Source organism: Pannonibacter phragmitetus DSM 14782, assembly GCF_000382365.1.
Classification (GTDB): Bacteria; Pseudomonadota; Alphaproteobacteria; order Rhizobiales; family Stappiaceae; genus Pannonibacter; species Pannonibacter phragmitetus.
On record NZ_KB908232.1, the window covers coordinates 62,284 to 83,145 of the forward strand.

Sequence of the window (20,862 nt, forward strand, 5' to 3'; positions counted from 1 at the left end):
ATAACAGTTTCCAGGAAGAGCTTCGCTTTACCCGGTGCCTGCAGGTCAAACACCAGAATGAAGAGGTTCGTCATGAAGCAGGAAGCCATTCTCGACAGCAAGCTCTCCCTCGGCGCGCTCATCGGCAAGACCGTGAATGATGCGGCCACTGCCAGCGAAGCTGCAACCGCTGCTGCCAAGCATCTTTCCGGCGTTACCATCCATGCGGACAGTGCCGACACCGTGCATCTGGTCATTCCTTCGGTCATCGACACCGCACGCCTTGCGGCCGCCGACGAAACCTATTTCGAGGAACTCGGCCGGAAGGCCCTGGGCGCCTGCTACTACGACATCCTGCCGGAGTAAGCCCGGAATACAGGTCAGCCCGCAGATGTGGCGGGCTGACCTGTACAACCAATGCTCTGAAGATCTTTCAAGGAAAAGTGCCATGGCCCGCTTTCCCCTGCCCGCCTCCAAGATCCCGGCTCTTGGCCGCATTCTGGCTGAGGCAGCTGCTGATCCGGACAAGCGTGAAGCACTCTGCCGCAATCCGGCAGCGGTTCTGGCCGCTGCAGGCCTGCCCGCAAGCCTGACTGCCCTGTTCGACTTCAGGATCATCACAGAAACGCCCGGAAGTCGTCATGTGGTGCTGCCTTTCCGCTACAATGCGGAAAAGCTGGCCCTCGCAGACGCTTCCTATCTGCAGGATATCGAGGCCAGCCTCGGTCAGGACAGACCGGCCGCGCGCCATTGACAAGAGTTCCGGTCGGCGCAAGACCCTGCCCGCCACCTTCCGGCATTGCGTCAGAGGCCATAGCCGCGAGAATCAAGCGCGCCGGGTGATCCCGACAGTCTCCCGCAGGCTGTTCAGGGCCATGTCGAAGGAGGCCCGGGCCTCCGGATCCTGAAAGAGGTTGGCCTCATCCAGCCATTGCCGCAGCTGTACGGAACTGTGCCAGCGCGAGGACGCTCCCAGTTGACGCTCCATACATTGCAGCAGCAGGGCACGGGCTGCTTCCGCATCCTGCATGTGTCCTGCCCTGTACAGCGCGGCGAAGCGGGTGGCCAGACCATGCAGATTGTCAAAGGGGCCGCGTCTTGCGTAGTCGGCCGACCGTTCATAGTCGCCAAGCGCAAAGAATACATTCGCCAGATATCCATAGACGATGCGCGGCGTGACAATCAGCCCGTCAAAGCCCTTCTCGGCCGTCTTGAGCGCGCTTTCCCGCTCTCCGATATAGGCAAGCGCTTCAGCGGCAGAAATAGCATTCATCGGATCGAGCGGATTGAGCTTCAGAGCCTGTATGAAGGCACGCCGGGCATCTTCCGGGCGGCGGGAACGGATCAGCGCCCAGCCATTCACCCGGTGATTCACCACTTGCCAGGGATCCAGAGCCACGGCCTTTTCTGTCAGGGAAAGCACATGCTCGGCATCCGCAATCTGAACTTCCCCGGTCGGGTAAAACAGCGCCTGCTTCATCAGGATCGAAGCCTGACCGGCATAGGTCAGGCTGAAGGCAGGATCGCTGGTCTGCAGGTCTTTCATGATTGCCAGGGCCTTGCGGTCGGCGGCAGCGTTGAACTCCCAGATCAACGCATCGGCCTGGCACCAGCGCGCAAATGGGCTGCGGCCCGGCCGCTGGCGCAGGCGCCCGATAATATGACTGTGGATGCGGCTGACCGTGCGGTAGACGGCTTCGTGAAGCTCGTGGCTGGACCTGACCAGATCGAGATCTATCAGCTCGTGAAAGGCGATCTGGCCGCTGGTCCTGTTCTCCAGCTGGATGCCAAGCCGGTTGAGCGTCCGGTCCCGGTGAAAACGCAAAAGGAAGCTGCCCAGATCCCCGCCGTCCACGCGCACCGGCGCAATGCTGCCGTCCCCTGCCCAATAGGCAGCCTCGTAGAGCTCAAACGACCGGTAGGCGGAAAGCCCCGTCACCACCTCTTCCCGGACAGCAAAAGCCGTTTCATCTCCGGCTGTCTCGTCCCAGGCCATGCTGGAGATCGAAATGACTGGCAGACGCATCTCACCGGAACCTGCGGCCTCGATGCCGCCGCCGCCCGCAAACCGTCCCGCCTCGCCGCCGGCCACCGGCGCAGGCGGCGGGACAGAAGCGGCCCATTTGCCCGAGGGAAAGGCAATGACACTGGGCTGCCGGGTCTCTGGACCGCTGCTTGAGACCTGGGAAAGCACAGCCTGACGCGCGCCGGAACCGGCAGCATCCGGCAGGTCCTCCAGCAAGCGGCGCGTTTCCACGGAGGGCTCAATGTCGAGGAGATTGCGCAGCTCCCGGGCACAGTCCCGGAACTGCTGCTGCGCTCTCTCCTTCTGCCCCTGCCGGAGAAAATGCCGGATCAGTTCCTGATGCCCATATTCATTGGCCGGATCAAGCAACAGGAGAAACCGTGCCAGCCGCTCGCGCTTGACACAGGCAACATGGCCTATGCCCGCCCGGCTTTCCTCCAGCACTTCGGTGATTTTCTTGCTGAGCACCGAGCGCACCCGTGCCTGCTCGACAGCAAGCCATTCGCCAAATGCAGGGTCAAGCACATCAAAGCCATGCAGGAAGTCACCCGCCCAGAGCGAGCTGATGCGGTCCAGTTCAGCCGGATCGGCTCCGCCCACGCCCCGTGTCAGCACGTCGATGTCGGTCTGGATGTTTTCACGCAGCAGCGACAAGGTGGAAGGTGTTGCCACCACCAGCCGCATCCCCGCCTCTTTCTCCGCCTGGCGGATGTGGCTCAGGGCCTGACGCAGGGACATGGCCGAACGGGAGCGGTCACCGTCGCTCCACAGCAAGGCTGAAAGCTCGCCGCGCGTCTCGGTTCCTCCGGGGCAGCGCGCCAGATAGCCGAGAATGGCCAAGGCCTTCCGCGTCTTCAGACTCAGCACCCTTCCGCTGCTGTCCTCAAGCTGCGGCACCCCGAGCGTCCTGAAAAACAACCTCGTCATGCTGTTTGTCCCACAATCATTCCGGACCAGAAGCAAGAAATTCTGCTGCAGGCACTCCCGCCCTCCGCCATTCCCTTGCTATTTTTCCTTATGTACTAGGATAGGTTTCTCAGAGCACACGCACAACCTGCAACTCAAGAGTGCCGATTCTTCAGCATTACCGCAATCATGGTCAACCTATCACGTTCATTTCACGCTACAACCCGATGATCAACGTACCGGTGCCGTGGCAGGCTGGTTTTCAGTGAGCCGGGAGACCAGCTGCCGCCCAAGAACTGGGTATTTCACGCAAGGCCGGAGAACCGGTCAATATCAGAACGGTAGGTTGCACATGTCGAAAGCTGCAGGACTGACGAAGGCTGAAGCAGCCGCGGAAACAGTGCATGGTCATGATGCCATGCAGGACATGTCTGCGGAGTCCCTCAAGCGCATGATCTATTTCACCCGCCGTGAAGCTGAAAAGGATGGCCGCACCTTCTGCGCCTATCTGCTGACGATGGCAGCCAACGCGCTGGACGAGGATGCTGCTGATGTGAATGAGGCGCTGCGGGCAAAGCTGTCGCCGGGTGATCTGCTGCGGAGCACGAAAGCGGGCTGAGCAAGCTTCGCTGCCGTTCCCTGCCGGCTAACCGTCCGGACATGACATCGCAGGCGCTCTTCGCATCTGAGCTATTCTTCCCGGGGCAGGCCAGCGACTGTTGGCCTGCCCCGTTCATTATACGGCGACAGCAGGCCGCAAGGCGCTAGCCCAAAGCGGCAGCGAACGCCTGCAAAACAAGCTCTAGGTCGCACGTCATTCTTAGAATGGTCGCACCTACAACAAAATCAATGAGTTAAGTAAGTTTTTGGCGACCCCTGCAGGATTCGAACCTGCGACCATTCGCTTAGAAGGCGAGTGCTCTATCCAGCTGAGCTAAGGGGCCGTTTGCGCGGATCTGCCGCGCGTGGCATGCCGCAGGGGCGGCTTTGCCCGGTGTCGATTTCAAAACGCCCGGAAGGCAGTACGGGCGGCATGACCGCCCGGCAGGCTTGATCTGGTCAGACCCGCATCAATGTGTCCAGGGCGCGTGCCGGTCGAAGCGGAAATTGTCCGAATAGCTTGCACCGCGGATGGTGCGGTCCTTCGGCTTTTCCACCCGGTAGGCAATGCCCTTGCGCTGTGCATAGGCTTCGGCTTCTTCACAGGTTTCAAAGAAGAGGCGCACCTGCTGCTTCATGTCAGAAGACGACGTGTAACCCATCAGCGGATCGATGCTGCGTGCAACTTCGGGCTCGTAATCGAGCACCCAACGCTGCGTCTTGGCCTTGCCCGACTGCATGGCCGTCTTCGCCGGCCGGTAGATTCGCGCCACCATTGTGTCTGTCCTGTCTCGCACACGTGCTGCAAGCTGCTGGTTTGCCGGGGTTTTCCGGGCTGCGGCATTCCCACGGTGCTGCACCAGCCATTCATGGCTGTTTTCTGCGGGAACGGAGCGAATGTCAACATCACTTGCGCATTGCAGCGGCCACGCAACCGGTTTTGACACAAGGAGCTGGCGGCCTGACGGCACTGGAAGTCAAGAACTGACGGGACTTGCTACAAATTGCAACCGCAGCGCTCACTTTCGATTGCTATGACAAGAGCCCGGCTGGAACTATTCTAACCAAGCACCCAAGGATTGCGCATATGCCGTGTACAATCCGGGACGTGCCGCTGCCGGACAGGCTTTGCCCCACTCGCATGTTCCAGGAAAGTTCATGATGTCCCTCTTTGATCTGACCAGACTGCAGCACGAGCATCTTGCTCCGGCCCGGAACCGGGCCAGCCGCTTGCGCTCCGAAGCGGAACAGCAGGAGCTCGCTCTGGTCTGGGACATGATTCTGGCGGTCGATTACCAAGCCGTGAGCGCCGAGGATCTGTCACCCGAAGCACGCGAGGACTTTTGTGATGTGATCGAAGTGCTGCTCCGGACACTGGCACGCGACTGATCCCGCCGGAAGCCATAGGTACCAGCACGCATCCTCTTCACTTCACGCTTCCGTTTGCAGGATGACTAGGGCATCTTTGTCTGTACATATGCCCTGCGGCAGACGCCCCGAGCCGGGAGGCGAATGCCCCGAGAAAGTTGACAGGCCCGATGCTCGCCAGACCCCGACAGCTCTTTGCCGACCTAGGCAGCAGTGCGATCGAGCGCGGGCTTGCGGACCCCCGGCTGTCTCATTTTTATGAAGACATGCGCAGGGCTGGCTCTGTTACCGGGCCGGAGTTGCAGAAGCACCTGCCCTACCTCAGCCTCTGCGCATTACCGGATGACAGCGGCACGGCGCCGCCGATCGTCTATGCGGGGCGGCTTTCCTCGCAGGTCCAGCTATTCGGCAGCATCTGGAGCGAGCAGTCCGGCGCTGCGATGGTGACGCCGGATCCCGAACTCGAGCGGGCTGCCGCAGCAGGCTACCTGAGCGCACTGGATGCCGGCACCTACTATGGCTATGGCCGCACCGGCATCCGGCTGGGCGGACGGATGCACGACGTGGCCTATGAACGGCTGATCATGCCCCTGCGCCCAAGACCCGATTCACCGGTGCGGATGCTGGCTTATTTCGGCGTCATTCAGGCTCTGGAGCCGCAAGGCCCCGCGCCAGAGTGACGAGATCGGCCCGCGTCGCCCAGACGAGCCAGTCATCGGGCCGGATGTGGGCGGGGGCCGAGATCCAGTGCGTTCCGGACGGCGCAAAGTGCCTGTAGCCGACACGCACCCCGAAGCCCTTCATCGCATTGGCCTGCGCCATCAGGCCATAAAGATAGTCGGGTGACCACTTGAGCAGCGCCAGCAGAAAGCCGGTCTGCGTCAGCAGTTCGGCAAGGCCCCTGCCCCGGATGTCCTTTCTCAGCCACAGATTGCCATGGTAGACGATCCGGCCCCGCATCCGGAACGCTTCAGCGGCATGGGCGGTGCCAAGTCTTGCCTCCGCATGCGGATCTTCAAACAGGCGCCGCTGCTGCTGCTGCCAGAAGGCAGCAAGGCTCCTGTCCTTGAGATCATCAATCTTGGCGGCCTGAACGGACACAAGCTCGCCCTGCCCGTTATAGGCCCCAACCCAGAAGGCAAGGCTGGCGTGCAGATCGACGAAGCGGATGGAGAAGTCCTCCATCAGATAGCGGTCTTCCGTCCGGGACACAGCCTTTTCAAAGGCCTGAAAGTCCGTGCTTTCCTGCAAGGACAACCCCTGCTCCCGGATGCGCCCCGTAAGGGCGGCGAGAGCGTCAGCGACGACAAGCGTCGGATCTTCCTGAAGTATCAAGGTCATGCGTTTCCCCATCATGCAGATGCTGCGAAACCGCAGCACAACCATGAAGCGATGAAGGACGCAAAAAAGCGAGCTTTGCCTTTCGTAAACCCGCCCGTGCAGCACCTGATACAAGGCGCTGAGGTGCGAACGCATCACGCCTTGAAGATGCTCAAGCGCCGCACGGGCTCAACCAATTCAAGGCTTGCTTCTTCAGCATCGGAAGCCCCGGTATCAGGCGGGGAAACACGGATTCTTCATGGATTGCAGGCTGGGGAAAGAAAGTGGTCGGGGCAGCAAGATTCGAACTTGCGACCCTCTGCTCCCAAAGCAGATGCGCTACCAGGCTGCGCTATACCCCGACGTCCGGTATGTGTGCGGGTGTACCGCCTTCCCCTGCGCAGCGTCAAGCCCGAAGGCCGGGACAATGACTGCCTCTGCGCAGTTGCGCACCGCCGGTTTCCGGACCGGCACCTTGCGGCAAATCTCAGGGCTTGATGCTGGGCGCCGAGACCTTCTGGCCCGGCGCAAACTGCAGGCGCGCTGAGGTGCCTGCGATCACTTCCAGAACATAGCGGGCGCTGCCGCCGGAAGCGACGATCTTCTCCGACAGAGGTTCCGTGTCCCTGGCGATGGAAACGATACGGCCCGCCTCATCAATGAAGATCATGTCGAGGGAGATGTAGGTGTTCTTCATCCAGAAGAACTTCTCGCCGCTTTCCGGAAAAACAAAGAGCATGCCCGCATCTGCGGCCATTTCCTTGCGGTTCATCAGACCCGTGGCCCGGTCTGCCTCTGTGGCGGCAATTTCTACGGTAAAGGTCTGCGGGCCTGCCGCTGTTTCCACCGTCAGCTGCTCGGCCGGCAGTCCGGCCGCCTTGGCAAAGGCTGCCGCACCCAGAACGATCATGCCAACCAGAATGGCCCTGACGGCGATCCCGAAGGCTCCACGCAGACATGGCGCCGGAACACCTGTGCTCCGGACGCTCAAGGCACGCAAAGGTGCCGTGAAGTGGGCGATACGCATTACTTCCCCCTCCAGACTCATACGCAACTGGTACAATAACCAATCCTTCAGGGCCGGTACAAGGCCACCTCAGGAGGTCAGTCTCATCGAAAGCACCGCTTCTTTTGGCGGATGTCTTCCAGCCGGGTTTGCCATAACCTGGCCGCCCTGCCCTTTCATTTCGCCCCGCACCCTAGGTGCAAGGTGTTCCCGCCCGATTAACGGACGGATATTTCCTTTGCAGCGCAAGATACAGGCGCGCCGCAGCTGATCCTCAATGGGAGGACGGGATGTGAGAGCCACCGCCGAGCGGACGGATTTCGGCAGCCATGCGGCCCTTGGGCCCCTGACCGAAGCGGACCTGCACTTCCTGGCCCGGACGCAGTTCCGTGATGCCGAAGCGGCGCAGGGTCTCCATGTGGATGAAGATGTCTTCGGACGTTTCGCCCTGTGTCAGGAAGCCGAAGCCCTTGACGCGGTTGAACCACTTGACGGTTGCCCGCTCGAAGCCGCTTTCCGGCACGACCTGCACATGGGTGCGCGAGGGCGGCAGCTGGGAAGGATGCACGGCGGTGGATTCGTCCATCGACAGAACGCGCAGGGCCTGAAGGCCGCGCGGCTTGTCGAGAACCTCGCAGACGACGCGCGCACCTTCATAGGCGGTCTGGAAACCGTCCCGGCGCAGGCACGTCACGTGCAGCAGGATGTCCGGCAGGCCATCATTGTCCGGCACGATAAAGCCATACCCCTTGGCAATATCGAACCACTTGATCGTCCCGGCCAGCTCGATCACGTCGACGCCGGCGTCTTCCGCCATCGTCTCAATCAGCCGGGGATCCTGAGCCGTCTTAGCCCCCATGTGTCCAAGCCCCATCTCTGTGCCGCTTACGTCAGCTTCGGGTGAACCATCCGACTCACCGCTTACTGATTCCTAAGAAAAGGATAACACTCACAGGGGGCACGGCCAGAGCCTTTTGTTAACAAACCACAACCTCTCAGTCTTTGCCCACTGCAATTGCATCATACCTGTCAATTTTACCCGGATAACAGAGCATCAAAGGTCGCGGCTGCCGGTGTGCGGATGAGAAGAGAAGCAAGATCATCGAGAGGTCCGGGCTGCTGATTAACGATCATCATTTCCGCCCCGGCCTGAACTGCTATTTCTGGCAGGCGTGCAGCGGGATAAACCTGCAGCGATGACCCGGCCACAATAAAGACATCGGCCTTTCGGGATACCGCGACAGCCCGCTGCCAGGGCTCTTCCGGCATGGACTGGCCGAAGCTGATCACGGCAGCCTTCAAAAGCCCGCCGCAGGTTGCACAGCGCGGGCTGCGGCCCGCATCCGCCAGCTCCTTCTGCGCCATCAGCTCTGCCAGCTGACCGCAGGAAAGACAGGCGGCGCAGGTGCCATTGCCATGCAGCTCCACCAGCCTGTCCTCCGGCAGTCCTGCCCGCTGATGCAACCCGTCGATGTTCTGCGTGATGACCAGTTGCACCCGCCCGGCCTCTGCCTCCTGCGCCAGGGCAAGATGGGCGGCATTCGGGTGGGCTCGGGTGAAATCGCCGTGGAAGATGAAACGCCGGCGCCAGTCTTCCAGCCGCTGCGCCTTGTCTTCAACGAAATCAGCATATTGAACAGGCGCCATCCTGGACCATATGCCTCCCGGAGACCGGTAGTCAGGAATGCCTGACTCGGTTGAAATGCCGGCGCCGGTCAGGACAACAATCCGCCCGCCGCCGGAAAACACCTCCCGGAGCGCGGCCTGCGCAGCGGTCAGGTCATCAATCTGTCTTGGCATTGCGGTGTCTTGTCATTTTGCGGTCCGACCGTCACGCTGGTTCCGTTCAACGAACAGACCCCGAGAGTGGCGCAAGGCTGCAGCCCATGGCAAGCCCCAGGCCAAAAGCCACAAGCCGGCACCGCCAGTGCCCTCCGGGACATCAGATAAGGGAATCAAGATGCGCTACCTGCACACCATGGTCCGCGTGACCGATGTCGAAGCCTCTCTCGACTTCTATTGCAACAAGATGGGCATGACCGAGGTCCGCCGCATCGAGAACGAGGGCGGCCGTTTCACGCTGATCTTCCTCGCAGCCGCCGGCGACGTGGAAAGCGGCAAGGCCCATGCCGCCCCGCTGCTGGAGCTGACCTATAACTGGGATCCGGAAACCTACACGGGCGGGCGCAACTTCGGCCACCTCGCCTATGAGGTGGACGACATCTATGCCTTCTGCGCCAGCCTGATGGACAAGGGCGTCACCATCAACCGCCCGCCGCGCGACGGCCGCATGGCCTTCGTCCGGTCTCCGGATGGAATCTCGATCGAACTTCTGCAGAAGGGCGCGGCCAAGGCACCAGCGGAACCCTGGTCTTCCATGCCGAACACCGGCAGCTGGTAAGCTCTTTCCCGGCAATCCGGGTCAGGCATGGGCACTGCCGGGCAGGAAATCATGGTCTGAAATCAAGGCTGTGGATATTTTGCCCGGCAAAAAGGCGCAGATTTCTGCGCCCTCTGCCGCCTCCATTGCCTCTCCGCCGCCCGGATGATCCGGACCTGTGGAAAAACATGCAAATACCCTCTTGCGAGCCCGGAACAATCTGCATATAAGCCTCCTCACACGACGCGGCCCACACGGGCCAGACAGTCAAGCGCCCATCGTCTAGCGGTCAGGACGTCGCCCTTTCACGGCGAAAACAGGGGTTCGATTCCCCTTGGGCGTACCACTCTCCTTCTAGAGAGTGACGGTATAAAAGACGCTTAGGCGTCTTTTTTCGTTTAAAGTTCCCCGCTCTTTTCTTCAGCACCTGACGGCAGACACATTGGGCGCGCGCCAGGCCTTCGAAGCTTCGAAGCCTGTGAGTTGCAGGCAGGGCTGGTCACGCCAAAAAAGCAGATACCGGACGCGGGGGCGCTTGCAGGCATGCAGCCAGCCGTGGCAGAACTTTACCAGAGAAAACCTGACGAACTGCCGGTTTCGCTTCCCTGCGAAAGGTCCTGAAGATGCTTGCGCGCGCGCTCACCTGTCTTCTCCTGATTCTGGCCGGCAGCAGCCCGGCTTTGGCCAAGCGCGTGGCGCTGGTCATGGGCAACGGGGCCTATGTCCACACCGTCGCGCTTCCCAATCCGGCCAATGATGCGCGTGCCATGTCGGCCAAGCTCAAGGGGCTCGGCTTCGAGGTGGTGGCAGGCTATGACCTCGACTATCAGGCCATGCGGCGCACAGTTGCCGACTTCGCAAAGGAAGCGCGCGGCGCCGATGTGGCGCTGCTGTTCTATGCCGGACACGGCATGCAGGTGGGCGGCACCAATTATCTCGTCCCCGTGGATGCGAAATTCGATGACGAAACGGCGCTGGACTTTGAAACCATCTCCGCCGACTTCGTGCTGCGCCAGATGTCCAATGACGTGAAGGTGCGGATGGTGTTTCTGGATGCCTGCCGCGACAACCCGCTGGCGCGCACGCTGGCCCGCTCCATGAATCCTTCCCGTTCGGCCGGCGTTGGTGCCGGTCTTGCCGAACTGAAACTGCAGGATCAGGGCGGCGAAGGCTCCGTCATCGCCTTTGCCACCAGCCCCGGTGACGTGGCACTGGATGGCACCGGCAGCAATTCGCCCTTCACCAGCGCCCTGCTGCGCCACATCGATGCGCCGGACACGCCAATCCAGACCGTGATGACCCGCGTGACGGGGGATGTGTTCAAGGAAACCGGGCAGAAACAGCGCCCATGGGTCAATGCCTCGCTGATTGGCGAAGTCTATCTCAACCGCTCTGCCGCACCGGCCAATGCCACCACGGAAACGACCGTCTCGCAGGATGCTGCAGCCGTAGCCTCCGGCACGGTGCCCGCCAGTGCCACCCTTGCCTGGGAGCGGGAGAAGGCGCTGTGGGATGCCGCGGCGGCTGGCGGAACGGTGGAGGACTACAACGTCTATCTGGCCGCCTATCCCACCGGCAGCTTTGCCGATTTTGCCCGCAACCAGATCAAGCGGATTGAAGCGGCCAATGCCCCTGCGTCCGGCGAGGTTGCAGCAGAAGACGGAACGGCAGACACGCAAGCGGAAGAGGAAACGGCCGAAGGCGCCAGAACACAAAAGGCCGTCACGGCCAGCGCCTCCGCCACATCAGCCGAGACGGACGACGAAGCGTCCTGGTCCCGGGTCAAGCGCCGCGAAATCCAGCTGCGCCTGAACCTTGCCGGCTATGATTCGGGAACGCCGGACGGTGTCTTCGGCGCCCGCTCACGCGCAGCCATCAAGGAATGGCAGAGCTACAATGAATATGAGCAAACCGGCAGCCTGTCCGAAGAGGAATATGACCTGCTGAAGGAGCAGACGCAGGCCGAGTTTCTGGCCGCGACGGTGCAGGAACAGCGGCCGCAGCGCCAGTTCCAGCGCCCGCCGCAACAGGTGCAGCGCGGGACTACGGCCGATGGCTCCCCCATCTACGCGGCCGAGCCGGAGCGCCTGCCGCCGGGAGGCGCTCCCGAGCATGATCCCATGATTGATGCAGCCGGAGCGGCGCTTCTGGGCGGCGCCATTGGCGGCATTCTCAACGGCATCCGCCGCTGATCCTGGCCGGAGCGGCGCTCACGCCACTTCGGTCAGCAGCAGCTCGAAGGTCACGCAAACCGGATTGCAGCCCTGCCGCAGGATGCCGGTGCTGATCGCCCCGTCCAGCCCGACAAGGGCAATGTCGAGGCATGTGCCCTGCCCGCGCCGCCAGGAGCCGGAGCGCACCAGCACTTCCGTTGCGTAGGACGAGACGGAGGTTCCGTCCTCGTAGTCTGCCCCCACCAGCGAGCCGATGCCATGCACCGATGCGGCGGCAAAGCCTGCCGCCTCGCAGGCCTCTGAAATCATGGCGCAGACATCCACATTGGGCCGGATGGTCAGCAGCAGGCCGCGGGCGCTGCCCGCCCTTTCCCGCTCGGCTTCGCCGGGTGCAGGCGGGGCAGCCTCAGGCGCAAACAGCGGAAAGTTGGTCTCGGCATCGGGCCGCGTCACCAGATGCGCGCCGGAAATGGCCAGCACATCCACCTCCACCGGCCCGGCAAGCTCCGCCTCGAAGGGCAGAAGATGCCCCATGGCCTCGGACCTGCCTGCCGGTGTCCAGATGCCGTGGCAATGGAAGAAAGGCGCCCCATCCCTCTGCCCCAGATGCAGCCCGGCCCGGGAGATCCGGCTGCCCGGCCCGCCCTCATGCGTCGCGCTGTACCAGGCGGCGTGGCTGTCATCAGGGCTTGCGGCGGGGATCACGTAATTCATCCGCGCCATGGCGACGTCTTCAAGGCAGGCATAACCCGCCGCATAGCCGGCATCTGCAAAGGCGCGGGCGAGTGCCGCAAGGACCGTCTCTCCGGCAGCAGGTTCCAGCGTCAACTTCAGCGGCCGCACCCGGCAGGGCACGGCAGCAAGGCGTTCCCTTGCCACCGGCCCCGGATGAACGATCTGGCGCATGGATTTTCCGGCATCCGGCCTCATGCGGACAGCCCCGCCATGACGAAGCCGCCATCCACTGCCAGCACCTGGCCATTCACATAGGATGCCTCGTCCGAGAGGAGGAAGGCAACCGCGCTTGCCACTTCCTCCGGCTGGCCATAGCGGTGCAGCGGCACACGCTTGTGCCATTGTTCGCGCACATCCGGCGTATGCACGGCCCGGGCCAGCGGCGTGTCGATCGGCCCGGGAGCCACCGCGTTCACCCGCACGCCGCAGGGGCCGAGTTCATTGGCCATCACCAGCGTCATAAGATTGAGCCCGCCCTTGGACGCGCCATAGGCCGAGCGGCCCTTGTTGCCGCAGATGCCGGAGATGGAAGTGATGTTGACGATGGCGCCCGTTTCATTGCGCTCCAGCCAGAGCCGCGCCGCAGAGCGGCAGACGATGAAACTGCCGGTGAGATTGATATCGACCACCTTGCGGAAGTCCTCGACGCTGGTCTCCACAGCCGGACGGTCAAAGCCGATGCCGGCGGAGTTGACCACACCGGCTAGGCTGGTGGCGGCTGCGATGCGGCGCATGGCCGCCTCAACCGACGTTTCATCTGCAACGTTACAGACAATGCCGCGCTCTGCCGGAATCTCCAGTTCCGCACAGGCGGCAGCCAGCGCCTCGGGCTTCAGGTCCAGAAGCCAGGGCTCATAGCCGAGGCTCTGCAGCTTGTGTGCGGTTGCCAGACCGATGCCGGACGCACCGCCGGTGATGGCTACAGCCTTGGCCTTGCCTTGATCGCTCATCCCAGTTCCTCCCTTGTCTGTCCTGCTCAGGCTCCGGCATCCGGCGCGGGGATTTCACCCCGGCGCAGAAGTTCCTCCCGGATCATTTTCTTGGTGATCTTGCCATAGGCCGACTTGGGCATGGCCTCCCAGAACACGGTGATTTTCGGCAGCTTGTAGCGGGCGACCTTGCCGTCCAGCCAGCCGCGCAGATCAATGGCCGATGGGTCCGCACCCGGCCGCGCCACGCAGACCGCAACGCCTGCCTCGCCCCACACCGGATCAGGAATGCCCAGCACGGCCGTCTCGGTGATGTCCGGATGCAGGAGGATCTTCTCCTCGATTTCGCGCGGATAGATGTTGGAGCCGCCGGAGATATACATGTCCGAGGAGCGGCCGGTGATGTAGACGAAGCCCCGCTCATCCATGTGGCCCAGGTCTCCGGTACGGAACCAGCCATTGCGGAAGGCCTTGGCATTGGCTTCCGGATTGTTGAAATAGCCCGCGAAAACAGCAGGCCCGATGACGCAGATCTCCCCCGTCGCGCCCGGCGCCACCGGCGCACCGTTTTCGTCCTGGATTTCCACCTGCATGCCGGTGCGCTCGAAACCGCAGGTGCCGATGCGGGCGCCCGGCCCGTCTTCCAGCGTGTGCAAGGCGGGCGGCAGGACGGTGATGTTGCCGGTCACTTCACCGAGGCCGAAATATTGCACGATCACCTTGCCGAGCTTTTCCAGCGCCCGTTTCTGGTCGGCCCGGTACATGGGCGCACCGGCGTAAATGACATAGCGCAGGCTGGAATGGTCGTACTGGTCCGCCGAAGGGTCTTCTGCCAGCATCTTCAGGATGGTCGGCACGGTGAAGGCATTGGTCACCTTCCAGCGCTCCACCAGCGCCCATATGCCCGGCACATCGAGCTTTTCGGAGGCAGGCAGGATCGTCTTGGCGCCATGGGCCACCTGCGTCAGCTGATGCACGCCCGCGCCATGCGACAGCGGCGCCACGACGATTGAGGCATCCTCCGGCCCCGTCCCCGGCATCAGATCGCACAGGTGGTTGGTGATGACGAAAGCCATCTGGCCATGGGTGAGGATCGCCGCCTTCGGCCGTCCGGTGGTGCCGGAGGTGAAGAAGAACCAGCAAGGATCATCGCGGAACACCGGCACGGGCGCCTGTTTGCGGCCCATGTTGCGCGCGGTGATGGCGTCATAATCCTCGGCGAACTCCGATGCGCCGATGGAGATGACAAAGCTGAGTGAAGCTGCTTCCGCCCGGCAGGCGGCGGCGTGGGCGGGAAACTGCGCGCCGCAGATCATGCCCTTCGCGCCGCTGGCCGCCGCCAGATAGGCCACCTCCTCCGGTGACTGGCGGAAATTGGCCGGAACCCAGACGGCACCGGCCCGGAAGCAGGCGAACATGGATTCGAACATCTGGTTGCAGTTGGCCGACTGGATCAGCACCCGGTCGCCCTTGCGAACGCCGAATTCATGCACCAGCGCATGGGCCATGGCCTCTGCGCGGGCCTCCATCTCCGCCCACGTCCAGTGCTGCTCCCCCCAGACAAAGCCGATGGCACCGGGATGGCGGCGGGCGGCCTGGGTGAGGAACTGGCTGAGGTTCATCACCCGCGTGGTGGCGGGCGCCACCCCGGCCGAAAGATCCTGCATCTGGCTTGTTCCTGTCACTTGCGCTTGTCCTCCCAAACAACGAATTGCGTGCCCGCCTCTCCTCAAGGCGGGCGAAAAACTCAGGCGCTTATGGCCCGCACTGCGGCCTTCTGCTCCCGGCTGGCGAACATGGCAGCGAGCTTCTCCTCCACCCGCAGCACTTCCTCGTGCAGAAATCCGGCCAGTTCCTGCTGGCGCGGCTCCTGCATGCGGCTGTCGATGGCCGCAATGCTCAGTGCGCCGATCACCTGCCCGTCCGGGTGACGCAAGGCAGCGCCGATACCCCAGGAATTGGCAAAGATCAGCCCCGGATTGACCGAGAAACCGCGCCTGCGCGTCTCCTCCACCCGCTCAAGAATCCGCTCCGGCGGCAAGGCCGGATAGCGCTCGGCAAGGATCTGGGCATTCTCGGCCAGCACCTGCGCCACCTCCTCATCCGGCAGCGCGGCGAGCATGGCCAGCGACCCGGCCCCCACGCCAAGGGGATGCTCCTGCCCCGCCAGCAGCGCATGGGTGCGCACCGGATAGGCTCCCTCCTCCCGGTGCAGGCACACGGAAAACAACCCGCGCCGCAGCGACACGAAACTCGTGTCCTCCGAGCGGCGGGACAGGCGCCGCAGGCTCTCCAGGCAGATTTCCACCAGACTGAACCGCCGCGCCGCCATGATGCCCAGCACATAGGCCTCCGCACCCGGATAGTAGCGGCGCGTGACCAGGTCCTGCTCGACAAGACCGGCACGGATCAGCGCCAGCAGCAGGCGGCGCACCGTCGGCTTGTTGAGGCCGCTTTCCTCGACAAGCACGGACAGCGGCGCACCCGCTGCCGCATGCCGCCCCACCCTCGACAGAAGCGACAGGGCACGATCGACGCTCTGTGAGCCATTCAGCATCTGGAGGTTGCCATCAAGTGGTTCATATTATGGACCTTAAATCCGGCCTTTCTGCATCATCACAAAAGCCAGCTTATTTCTTCTTGCTCAAGAGCCGCAAGAGGCTATTGTCATGGAACGGATTGGACTTGCAGATGATCCACATTATGGACCTTTTGGCGATGCGGGAGGGAAACAGCAACGCCAGAAGGACCGGATAAAGCTGCAGGTAGCATGACGGCACGCTCACGGAACGAACACCGCTGAGCGGCAAAAAAGTGGAGGAGAGACAATGAAGTTCGAGAAGCTGAACCGGCTCGCGCTGACGGCCACCGTTGCCCTTGCAGCCCTCATGGGTACGGCATCGGCAGAAACCCTGCGCCTGTCGCACAACACCGGCGACGCCACGTCGTGGCACAAGGGCGCGGAAAAGTTCAACGAACTGCTCAGCGCAGCGACCTCTGGCGCCTATGACGTCAAGGTCTTCCCGAACGCGTCCCTCTCGGGCGGCGATCAGATGAAGCAGGCAGAGATGGTCAGCCGCGGCTTCCTCGACTTCGTCGTCACCTCGGCCATCAACGTGACGCCGCTGGTGCCGGAAATGGCGGTCTTCTCCCTGCCCTATCTCTATTCGGGCTATGAGGCCGTCGATGCGACCACGGATGGCGCGCCGGGCGAGAAGATGAAGGGAATCATGGCCACCCACGATATCATCGTGCTGGCCTGGGGCGAAAATGGCTTCCGCGAAGTCACCAACAACGTGCGGCCCATCAAGTCTCCCGAAGACATGAAGGGCCTGAAGATGCGCGTTGCAGGCCCGATGTATATCGACGTCATGAACGCCCTAGGCGCCAACCCGCAGCAGATGCAGTGGACCGAGACCTTCACCGCGCTGCAGCAGGGCGTCGTGGACGGACAGGAGAACCCGATCGGTGCCGTGATCATTCCCCAGCGCGTCTATGAGGTGCAGAAATACCTCTCAACCTGGCACTATTCCTATGACCCGGTCTTCCTCGGCATCAGCCGCAAGCGCTGGGAAAGCTTCGATGATGCCACCAAGGCCAAGGTCCAGCAGGCCGCCAGCGAAGCCATGGCCTATCAGAAGGACATCACCCGTCAGGCAACCGCCAGCGGCATCGAGCTGCTGAAGGAAAAGGGCATGGAAATTTACGAGCCCACTGCCGAGGAACTCCAGGCCTTCCGTGACGCCACGAAGCCGGCCTTCGACAAGTGGTCGGAGAAAGTTGGCCCCGAGCTGGTGAAGACCTTCACGGACACCATCGCAGCCAAGCAGTAGGCAGGCCGTGCGGTGCGGCTGCCCCTTTGGCAGGCGCACCGCTCCCCCTCGCCTTGTGTCTGATCCCTGATCCGCCGGGCCAGTCCGGAGATCCGGTCTGCCAGCCGTGGAGCCCGTCCGCATGTCCTTCCTGCTGCGTGAGGCAGAAAAACTCATCTGCGCCGTCATCTTTGCCGGCATGACATTGCTTGGCTTCGTCAATGTGGTGGTGCGCTACGCCACCAGCTATTCCCTCGCCTCGACGGAAGAGATCCTGACGAACGGCTTCCTGCTTTTGACCGTGTTCGGCGCGGCGGTTGCTGCGCGCAAGGGCGACCATCTGGCCGTCACCCTGATCTACGAGATGGTGCCGCAACCGCTGCGCAAGGCGATGCTGATCTTCGCCGCGCTCATGTCTGCCGTGCTGCTGGCGCTCTCGGCCAAATACACCTTCGACCTCGTCCAGAGCCAGATGAAGAGTGGCGTGCGGTCCTACGCGCTGCAGATCCCGGCCTGGTATTACAGTTTCGCCCTGCCGATAGGCTTTGCCTTCATTCTGCTGCGCCACCTCCAGTACAGTCTGGATTGCTGGCGCGCGCTCTGTGCGGAAGGAAAAGCCCATGCTTGAACTCTGGTCAGATATGGGTGCGGGCACGCAGATGATCTTGGTCTTCTTCGTGCTGCTGGCCCTGCGCCTGCCCGTCGCCTTCGCGCTGGGGCTCTCCGCCTTCTATGCCATGTGGTCCATCGGCTTCGGGCTGGAAATGGCGGGCGATCTCATCGCCACCGGCATCGCCAAATATTCGCTGCTGGCGATCCCTTTCTTCATTCTCGCCGGCACACTGATGGGCAGCCTTGGCATTGCCGAACGGATGATCCGCTTCTTCCGCGTGCTCATCGGCGGCCTGCCGGGGGGCATGGGCATTGTCGGCACCACCGTCTGCCTGTTCTGGGGCGCAGTCAGCGGGTCGGGGCCTGCCTCCGTTGCCGCCATCGGCCCGCTGATCATCAAGGGTATGGAGGAGGACGGCTATCCGAAGGCCTTTGCCGCCGGGCTCGTGTGCACCGGCGCTGCGCTTTCCATCGTCATCCCGCCCTCGATCGGCCTTGTCATCTATGGCGTCATCGCCGAAGCCTCGATTTCGAGCCTCTTCATCGCCGCCATCATTCCCGGCCTGTTCCTCGGCCTGCTGATGCTGGCCGCCCTGCCCTTTGCGCGCAGCGGCGATGCGGCCAAAGGAGCCGAAACGCTGAAGCGGCTGCTTCCGGCCGATCCGGATGCAGGCCTGCCCTATGGCCAGCGCCTGCGCCGCTCCTTCGTCTCCAGCTTCTGGGGGCTGCTGACGCCGGTGGTCATCCTCGGCGGCATCTATTCCGGCGCCTTCACACCGACGGAAGCCGCGCTTGTCGCCACCGTCTATGCCCTGCTCGTGGGCGGCCTCATCTATCGCACGCTGACCTTGCGCGGGCTCTATCAGGCTCTGGTGGAGGCAGCAGCTTCCTCTGCTGTGGTGATGCTTGTCGTCGCCTATGCCAGCCTTTTCGGCTGGGTGGTGACGGTCGATGATCTGATCGGCCAATACTCCACGGCCCTGCTGGGGATTTCCGACAATCAGTGGGTGATCCTGCTGGTCATCATGCTCATCCTGCTGATTGCGGGCATGTTCATGGATGCGGTGACCATCATGTTCATCTGCCTGCCGATCTTCCTGCCCGTAGCCCAGCACCTTGGCTGGAATCCGGTGTGGTTCGGCGTCGTGGTGATGATCAACCTAGCCATCGGCCTCTTCACGCCGCCTGTTGGCATCAACCTCTATGTAGCTGCAAACATTACGAAACTACCACTGGAGCGAGTTGCCCAAGGTGTGCTGCCCTTCCTCGTCACCAGCCTCATCGGCCTTGCCGTGGTCTGTGCAGTGCCGGGCATGTCGCTCCTGCTGGTGGAATGGCTGAAACCCTGAGACAGCTGCCGCGTTGTTGCCTTTGCCGGCGGCGGCAGTCATTGTCAGCCGACAGAGCAACCAAGGGAGACCAGCATGGCCGGCAGTCAGGACGAACGCGATTGGCTTGAATCCCTCAGGGTAAGGCCGGGCCAGAAGGTGGATCTGTCCGCCCTGCCCACGGCAGACAAACCCAACGGGCACGACAAGGACGCGGCAGAGGCACGTACGGCGGAAGTGACACAGTCGCTCGCGCGGCTTCAATTCCTGCTCTATGCGGACGCCCGTTCCTCTCTGCTTGTCGTGCTGCAGGGGCTGGATGCGGCCGGCAAGGACGGGACCATCCGCAAGGTCATGTCCGGCCTCAACCCGCAAGGGGTGAAGGTAACCTCCTTCAAGCAGCCGACGGCACAGGAGCTGGCGCATGACTTCCTCTGGCGCGTGCACAAGGCGGTGCCGGGCAAGGGCGAAGTCGGCATCTTCAACCGCTCCCATTATGAGGACGTGCTGGTGGTGCGGGTGCATGAAATGGTGGAGGAAAAGGTCTGGCGCGCCCGCTATGACCAGATCAACGCCTTCGAGCAGCTTCTGACGGCCAGTGGCACGCGCATTCTCAAGTTCTTCCTGCACATCAGCCCGGAAGAACAGCTGGAACGCTTTGCCGTCCGCCTCAATGACCCGACGCGTCAGTGGAAGATCAGCGAGGCGGACTACACTGAACGCAAGCATTGGGACGCTTACACCAAGGCCTATGAAGATGCACTGGAACGCACTTCCACCAAGGACGCGCCCTGGTATGTGATCCCGGCCGACCGAAAATGGGTGCGCAATTTTGCCGTCGCACGGATCATCGAGGAAACGCTTCAGTCCATGGACCTGAAGACCCCGAAGGTGAGTGTCGATCTGGAGGAGATCCGCCGCCATTATCACGCGGCCGTTGCGGCTGCCGATGCCGAGGCCCGATAAATCTGTGCCGCAGGGAGCAGCCTGACCCGGCTTTGACGAAGGGCAGTCTCAAGCCGTGAAAATTTAGCTGCCTCCTTCCCTAAGGGCACGGCTTTTCAGCCGCCTCGAAACGTCATAGCTTTCCCTTTGCGTAAACGGCACCTTGTCTGCTTGAGGAGGCAGGCAGGTGCTTTGGGAGGAGACACGCAATGATGCTTTCACTTGTCCGCAACACATCAGCCCGCAGCCTGTCCGCAACGCTCGGCGGCGGCCTGATGCTGGCAGCTTCCCTGATGCTGATGCTTCCGGCCACCTCTGCTCATGCTGCGGATGCTTCAGGCGAATGGACGCGCCCCAGCGGTTCGTCGCGCATCAAGATCGCCCCCTGCGGCGGCAATCTGTGCGGCACCATCATCTGGCTGAAAGAACCGCGCAACGACACCAAGAACCCGGACCCGGCAAAGCAGAGCAAGCCCCTGCTCGGCACACAGATCGTGCTCGGCATGAAGCCGACCGGCAAGGATGGGCAGTGGAAGGGCGAGGTCTACAATGCCGAGGACGGCAAGACCTACACCGGTTTCATCCAGATGGACGGCGCCGGCAAGATGACGCTGGAAGGCTGCGTCATGGGCGGCCTCATCTGCAAGGGCGAAACCTGGTCTCGGGTGAAGTGATCCCAGATCCGTGCGGCATCCAAGCCTATTCAAGGCGCGGGGAGCCGGCACCGGATGGTTTCACGCGG

General features: G+C 62.5%; 22 protein-coding genes and 3 tRNA genes. 13 read left to right on the forward strand and 12 right to left on the reverse strand.

Annotation, left to right across the window (positions count from 1 at the left end; all coding sequences use genetic code 11):
- The first annotated feature begins 72 nt into the window (after window positions 1-72).
- Window positions 73-345: a hypothetical protein gene (locus tag H163_RS0119130; protein WP_019966235.1), complete on the forward strand. Its 273-nt coding sequence runs from the start codon at window positions 73-75 to the stop codon at window positions 343-345.
- 82 nt (window positions 346-427) lie between these two features.
- Window positions 428-733 (forward strand): hypothetical protein, encoded by a 306-nt coding sequence (locus tag H163_RS0119135; protein ID WP_019966236.1) that lies wholly within the window; start codon window positions 428-430, stop codon window positions 731-733.
- A gap of 72 nt (window positions 734-805) precedes the next feature.
- Here the strand turns inward: H163_RS0119135 and H163_RS0119140 are convergent, their stop codons facing one another.
- On the reverse strand, window positions 806-2,932 hold the full coding sequence (locus H163_RS0119140; RefSeq protein WP_115336437.1) for an AfsR/SARP family transcriptional regulator: 2,127 nt from the start codon (window positions 2,930-2,932) through the stop codon (window positions 806-808).
- Window positions 2,933-3,263: 331 nt separating this feature from the next.
- Here H163_RS0119140 and H163_RS0119145 point away from each other — a divergent pair, with 331 nt between their 5' ends.
- Window positions 3,264-3,530 carry a hypothetical protein gene (locus H163_RS0119145; protein WP_019966238.1) on the forward strand — a complete coding sequence of 89 codons (267 nt, stop codon included), beginning with the start codon at window positions 3,264-3,266 and terminating at the stop codon, window positions 3,528-3,530.
- Between the two features lie 248 nt (window positions 3,531-3,778).
- Here H163_RS0119145 and H163_RS0119150 read toward each other — a convergent pair.
- A tRNA-Arg gene (locus H163_RS0119150) sits at window positions 3,779-3,855 on the reverse strand.
- A 126-nt stretch (window positions 3,856-3,981) separates the two neighbouring features.
- Window positions 3,982-4,287 (reverse strand): ETC complex I subunit, encoded by a 306-nt coding sequence (locus H163_RS0119155; protein ID WP_019966239.1) that lies wholly within the window; start codon window positions 4,285-4,287, stop codon window positions 3,982-3,984.
- A gap of 385 nt (window positions 4,288-4,672) precedes the next feature.
- On the opposite strand from H163_RS0119155, the gene H163_RS0119160 reads away from it, so the two are divergent.
- Both H163_RS0119160 and H163_RS0119165 read left to right on the forward strand, forming a co-directional pair.
- Window positions 4,673-4,900: a hypothetical protein gene (locus tag H163_RS0119160; RefSeq protein WP_147290418.1), complete on the forward strand. Its 228-nt coding sequence runs from the start codon at window positions 4,673-4,675 to the stop codon at window positions 4,898-4,900.
- A 149-nt stretch (window positions 4,901-5,049) separates the two neighbouring features.
- On the forward strand, window positions 5,050-5,559 hold the full coding sequence (locus tag H163_RS0119165; RefSeq protein WP_026356064.1) for a hypothetical protein: 510 nt from the start codon (window positions 5,050-5,052) through the stop codon (window positions 5,557-5,559).
- On the opposite strand, the gene H163_RS0119170 is transcribed toward H163_RS0119165, so the two are convergent.
- The 5 genes from H163_RS0119170 to H163_RS0119190 form a co-directional block, all read right to left on the reverse strand.
- Window positions 5,519-6,220, reverse strand: coding sequence for a hypothetical protein (locus H163_RS0119170; protein WP_115336562.1), 702 nt, complete (start codon window positions 6,218-6,220; stop codon window positions 5,519-5,521). The genes H163_RS0119165 and H163_RS0119170 overlap by 41 nt on opposite strands.
- A gap of 264 nt (window positions 6,221-6,484) precedes the next feature.
- Window positions 6,485-6,561 (reverse strand) — tRNA-Pro (locus tag H163_RS0119175).
- Between the two features lie 125 nt (window positions 6,562-6,686).
- On the reverse strand, window positions 6,687-7,226 hold the full coding sequence (locus H163_RS0119180) for a DUF192 domain-containing protein (protein WP_208975442.1): 540 nt from the start codon (window positions 7,224-7,226) through the stop codon (window positions 6,687-6,689).
- A gap of 253 nt (window positions 7,227-7,479) precedes the next feature.
- A complete protein-coding gene (locus H163_RS0119185; RefSeq protein ID WP_026356066.1) occupies window positions 7,480-8,064 on the reverse strand; it encodes a cold-shock protein in 585 nt (194 codons plus the stop codon).
- Window positions 8,065-8,240: 176 nt separating this feature from the next.
- Window positions 8,241-9,005 (reverse strand): SIR2 family NAD-dependent protein deacylase, encoded by a 765-nt coding sequence (locus tag H163_RS0119190; RefSeq protein ID WP_019966245.1) that lies wholly within the window; start codon window positions 9,003-9,005, stop codon window positions 8,241-8,243.
- Window positions 9,006-9,165: 160 nt separating this feature from the next.
- On the opposite strand from H163_RS0119190, the gene H163_RS0119195 reads away from it, so the two are divergent.
- The 3 genes from H163_RS0119195 (at window position 9,166) to H163_RS0119210 (ending at window position 11,777) form a co-directional block, all read left to right on the forward strand.
- Window positions 9,166-9,606: a VOC family protein gene (locus H163_RS0119195; RefSeq protein ID WP_019966246.1), complete on the forward strand. Its 441-nt coding sequence runs from the start codon at window positions 9,166-9,168 to the stop codon at window positions 9,604-9,606.
- A gap of 250 nt (window positions 9,607-9,856) precedes the next feature.
- Window positions 9,857-9,931 (forward strand) — tRNA-Glu (locus H163_RS0119205).
- Between the two features lie 277 nt (window positions 9,932-10,208).
- Window positions 10,209-11,777, forward strand: a complete 1,569-nt coding sequence (locus H163_RS0119210; RefSeq protein WP_019966248.1) for a caspase family protein — start codon at window positions 10,209-10,211, stop codon at window positions 11,775-11,777.
- Between the two features lie 18 nt (window positions 11,778-11,795).
- Here H163_RS0119210 and H163_RS0119215 read toward each other — a convergent pair whose 3' ends face one another.
- From H163_RS0119215 to H163_RS0119230, 4 genes are all read right to left on the reverse strand, one after another.
- On the reverse strand, window positions 11,796-12,665 hold the full coding sequence (locus H163_RS0119215) for a PPC domain-containing DNA-binding protein (RefSeq protein WP_019966249.1): 870 nt from the start codon (window positions 12,663-12,665) through the stop codon (window positions 11,796-11,798).
- A gap of 20 nt (window positions 12,666-12,685) precedes the next feature.
- Entirely contained in the window at window positions 12,686-13,444 is a 759-nt protein-coding gene (locus H163_RS0119220) for an SDR family NAD(P)-dependent oxidoreductase (protein WP_019966250.1), read from the reverse strand.
- Window positions 13,445-13,470: 26 nt separating this feature from the next.
- Window positions 13,471-15,090 (reverse strand): acyl-CoA synthetase, encoded by a 1,620-nt coding sequence (locus H163_RS0119225; RefSeq protein ID WP_019966251.1) that lies wholly within the window; start codon window positions 15,088-15,090, stop codon window positions 13,471-13,473.
- Between the two features lie 80 nt (window positions 15,091-15,170).
- A complete protein-coding gene (locus tag H163_RS0119230) occupies window positions 15,171-15,980 on the reverse strand; it encodes an IclR family transcriptional regulator (RefSeq protein WP_019966252.1) in 810 nt (269 codons plus the stop codon).
- A 271-nt stretch (window positions 15,981-16,251) separates the two neighbouring features.
- Here H163_RS0119230 and H163_RS0119240 point away from each other — a divergent pair, with 271 nt between their 5' ends.
- From H163_RS0119240 to H163_RS0119260, 5 genes are all read left to right on the forward strand, one after another.
- The gene (locus H163_RS0119240; RefSeq protein ID WP_019966254.1) at window positions 16,252-17,256 is read left to right on the forward strand and encodes a DctP family TRAP transporter solute-binding subunit; all 1,005 of its coding nucleotides are present in this window, start codon (window positions 16,252-16,254) and stop codon (window positions 17,254-17,256) included.
- A gap of 121 nt (window positions 17,257-17,377) precedes the next feature.
- The gene (locus H163_RS0119245; RefSeq protein ID WP_019966255.1) at window positions 17,378-17,863 is read left to right on the forward strand and encodes a TRAP transporter small permease; all 486 of its coding nucleotides are present in this window, start codon (window positions 17,378-17,380) and stop codon (window positions 17,861-17,863) included.
- Entirely contained in the window at window positions 17,856-19,196 is a 1,341-nt protein-coding gene (locus H163_RS0119250) for a TRAP transporter large permease (protein WP_026356068.1), read from the forward strand. Before H163_RS0119245 ends, H163_RS0119250 begins: the two co-directional genes overlap by 8 nt.
- A 75-nt stretch (window positions 19,197-19,271) precedes the next feature.
- Window positions 19,272-20,141 (forward strand): polyphosphate kinase 2 family protein, encoded by an 870-nt coding sequence (locus H163_RS0119255; protein ID WP_019966257.1) that lies wholly within the window; start codon window positions 19,272-19,274, stop codon window positions 20,139-20,141.
- 188 nt (window positions 20,142-20,329) lie between these two features.
- On the forward strand, window positions 20,330-20,794 hold the full coding sequence (locus tag H163_RS0119260) for a DUF2147 domain-containing protein (protein ID WP_019966258.1): 465 nt from the start codon (window positions 20,330-20,332) through the stop codon (window positions 20,792-20,794).
- The last annotated feature ends 68 nt before the right edge of the window (window positions 20,795-20,862 follow it).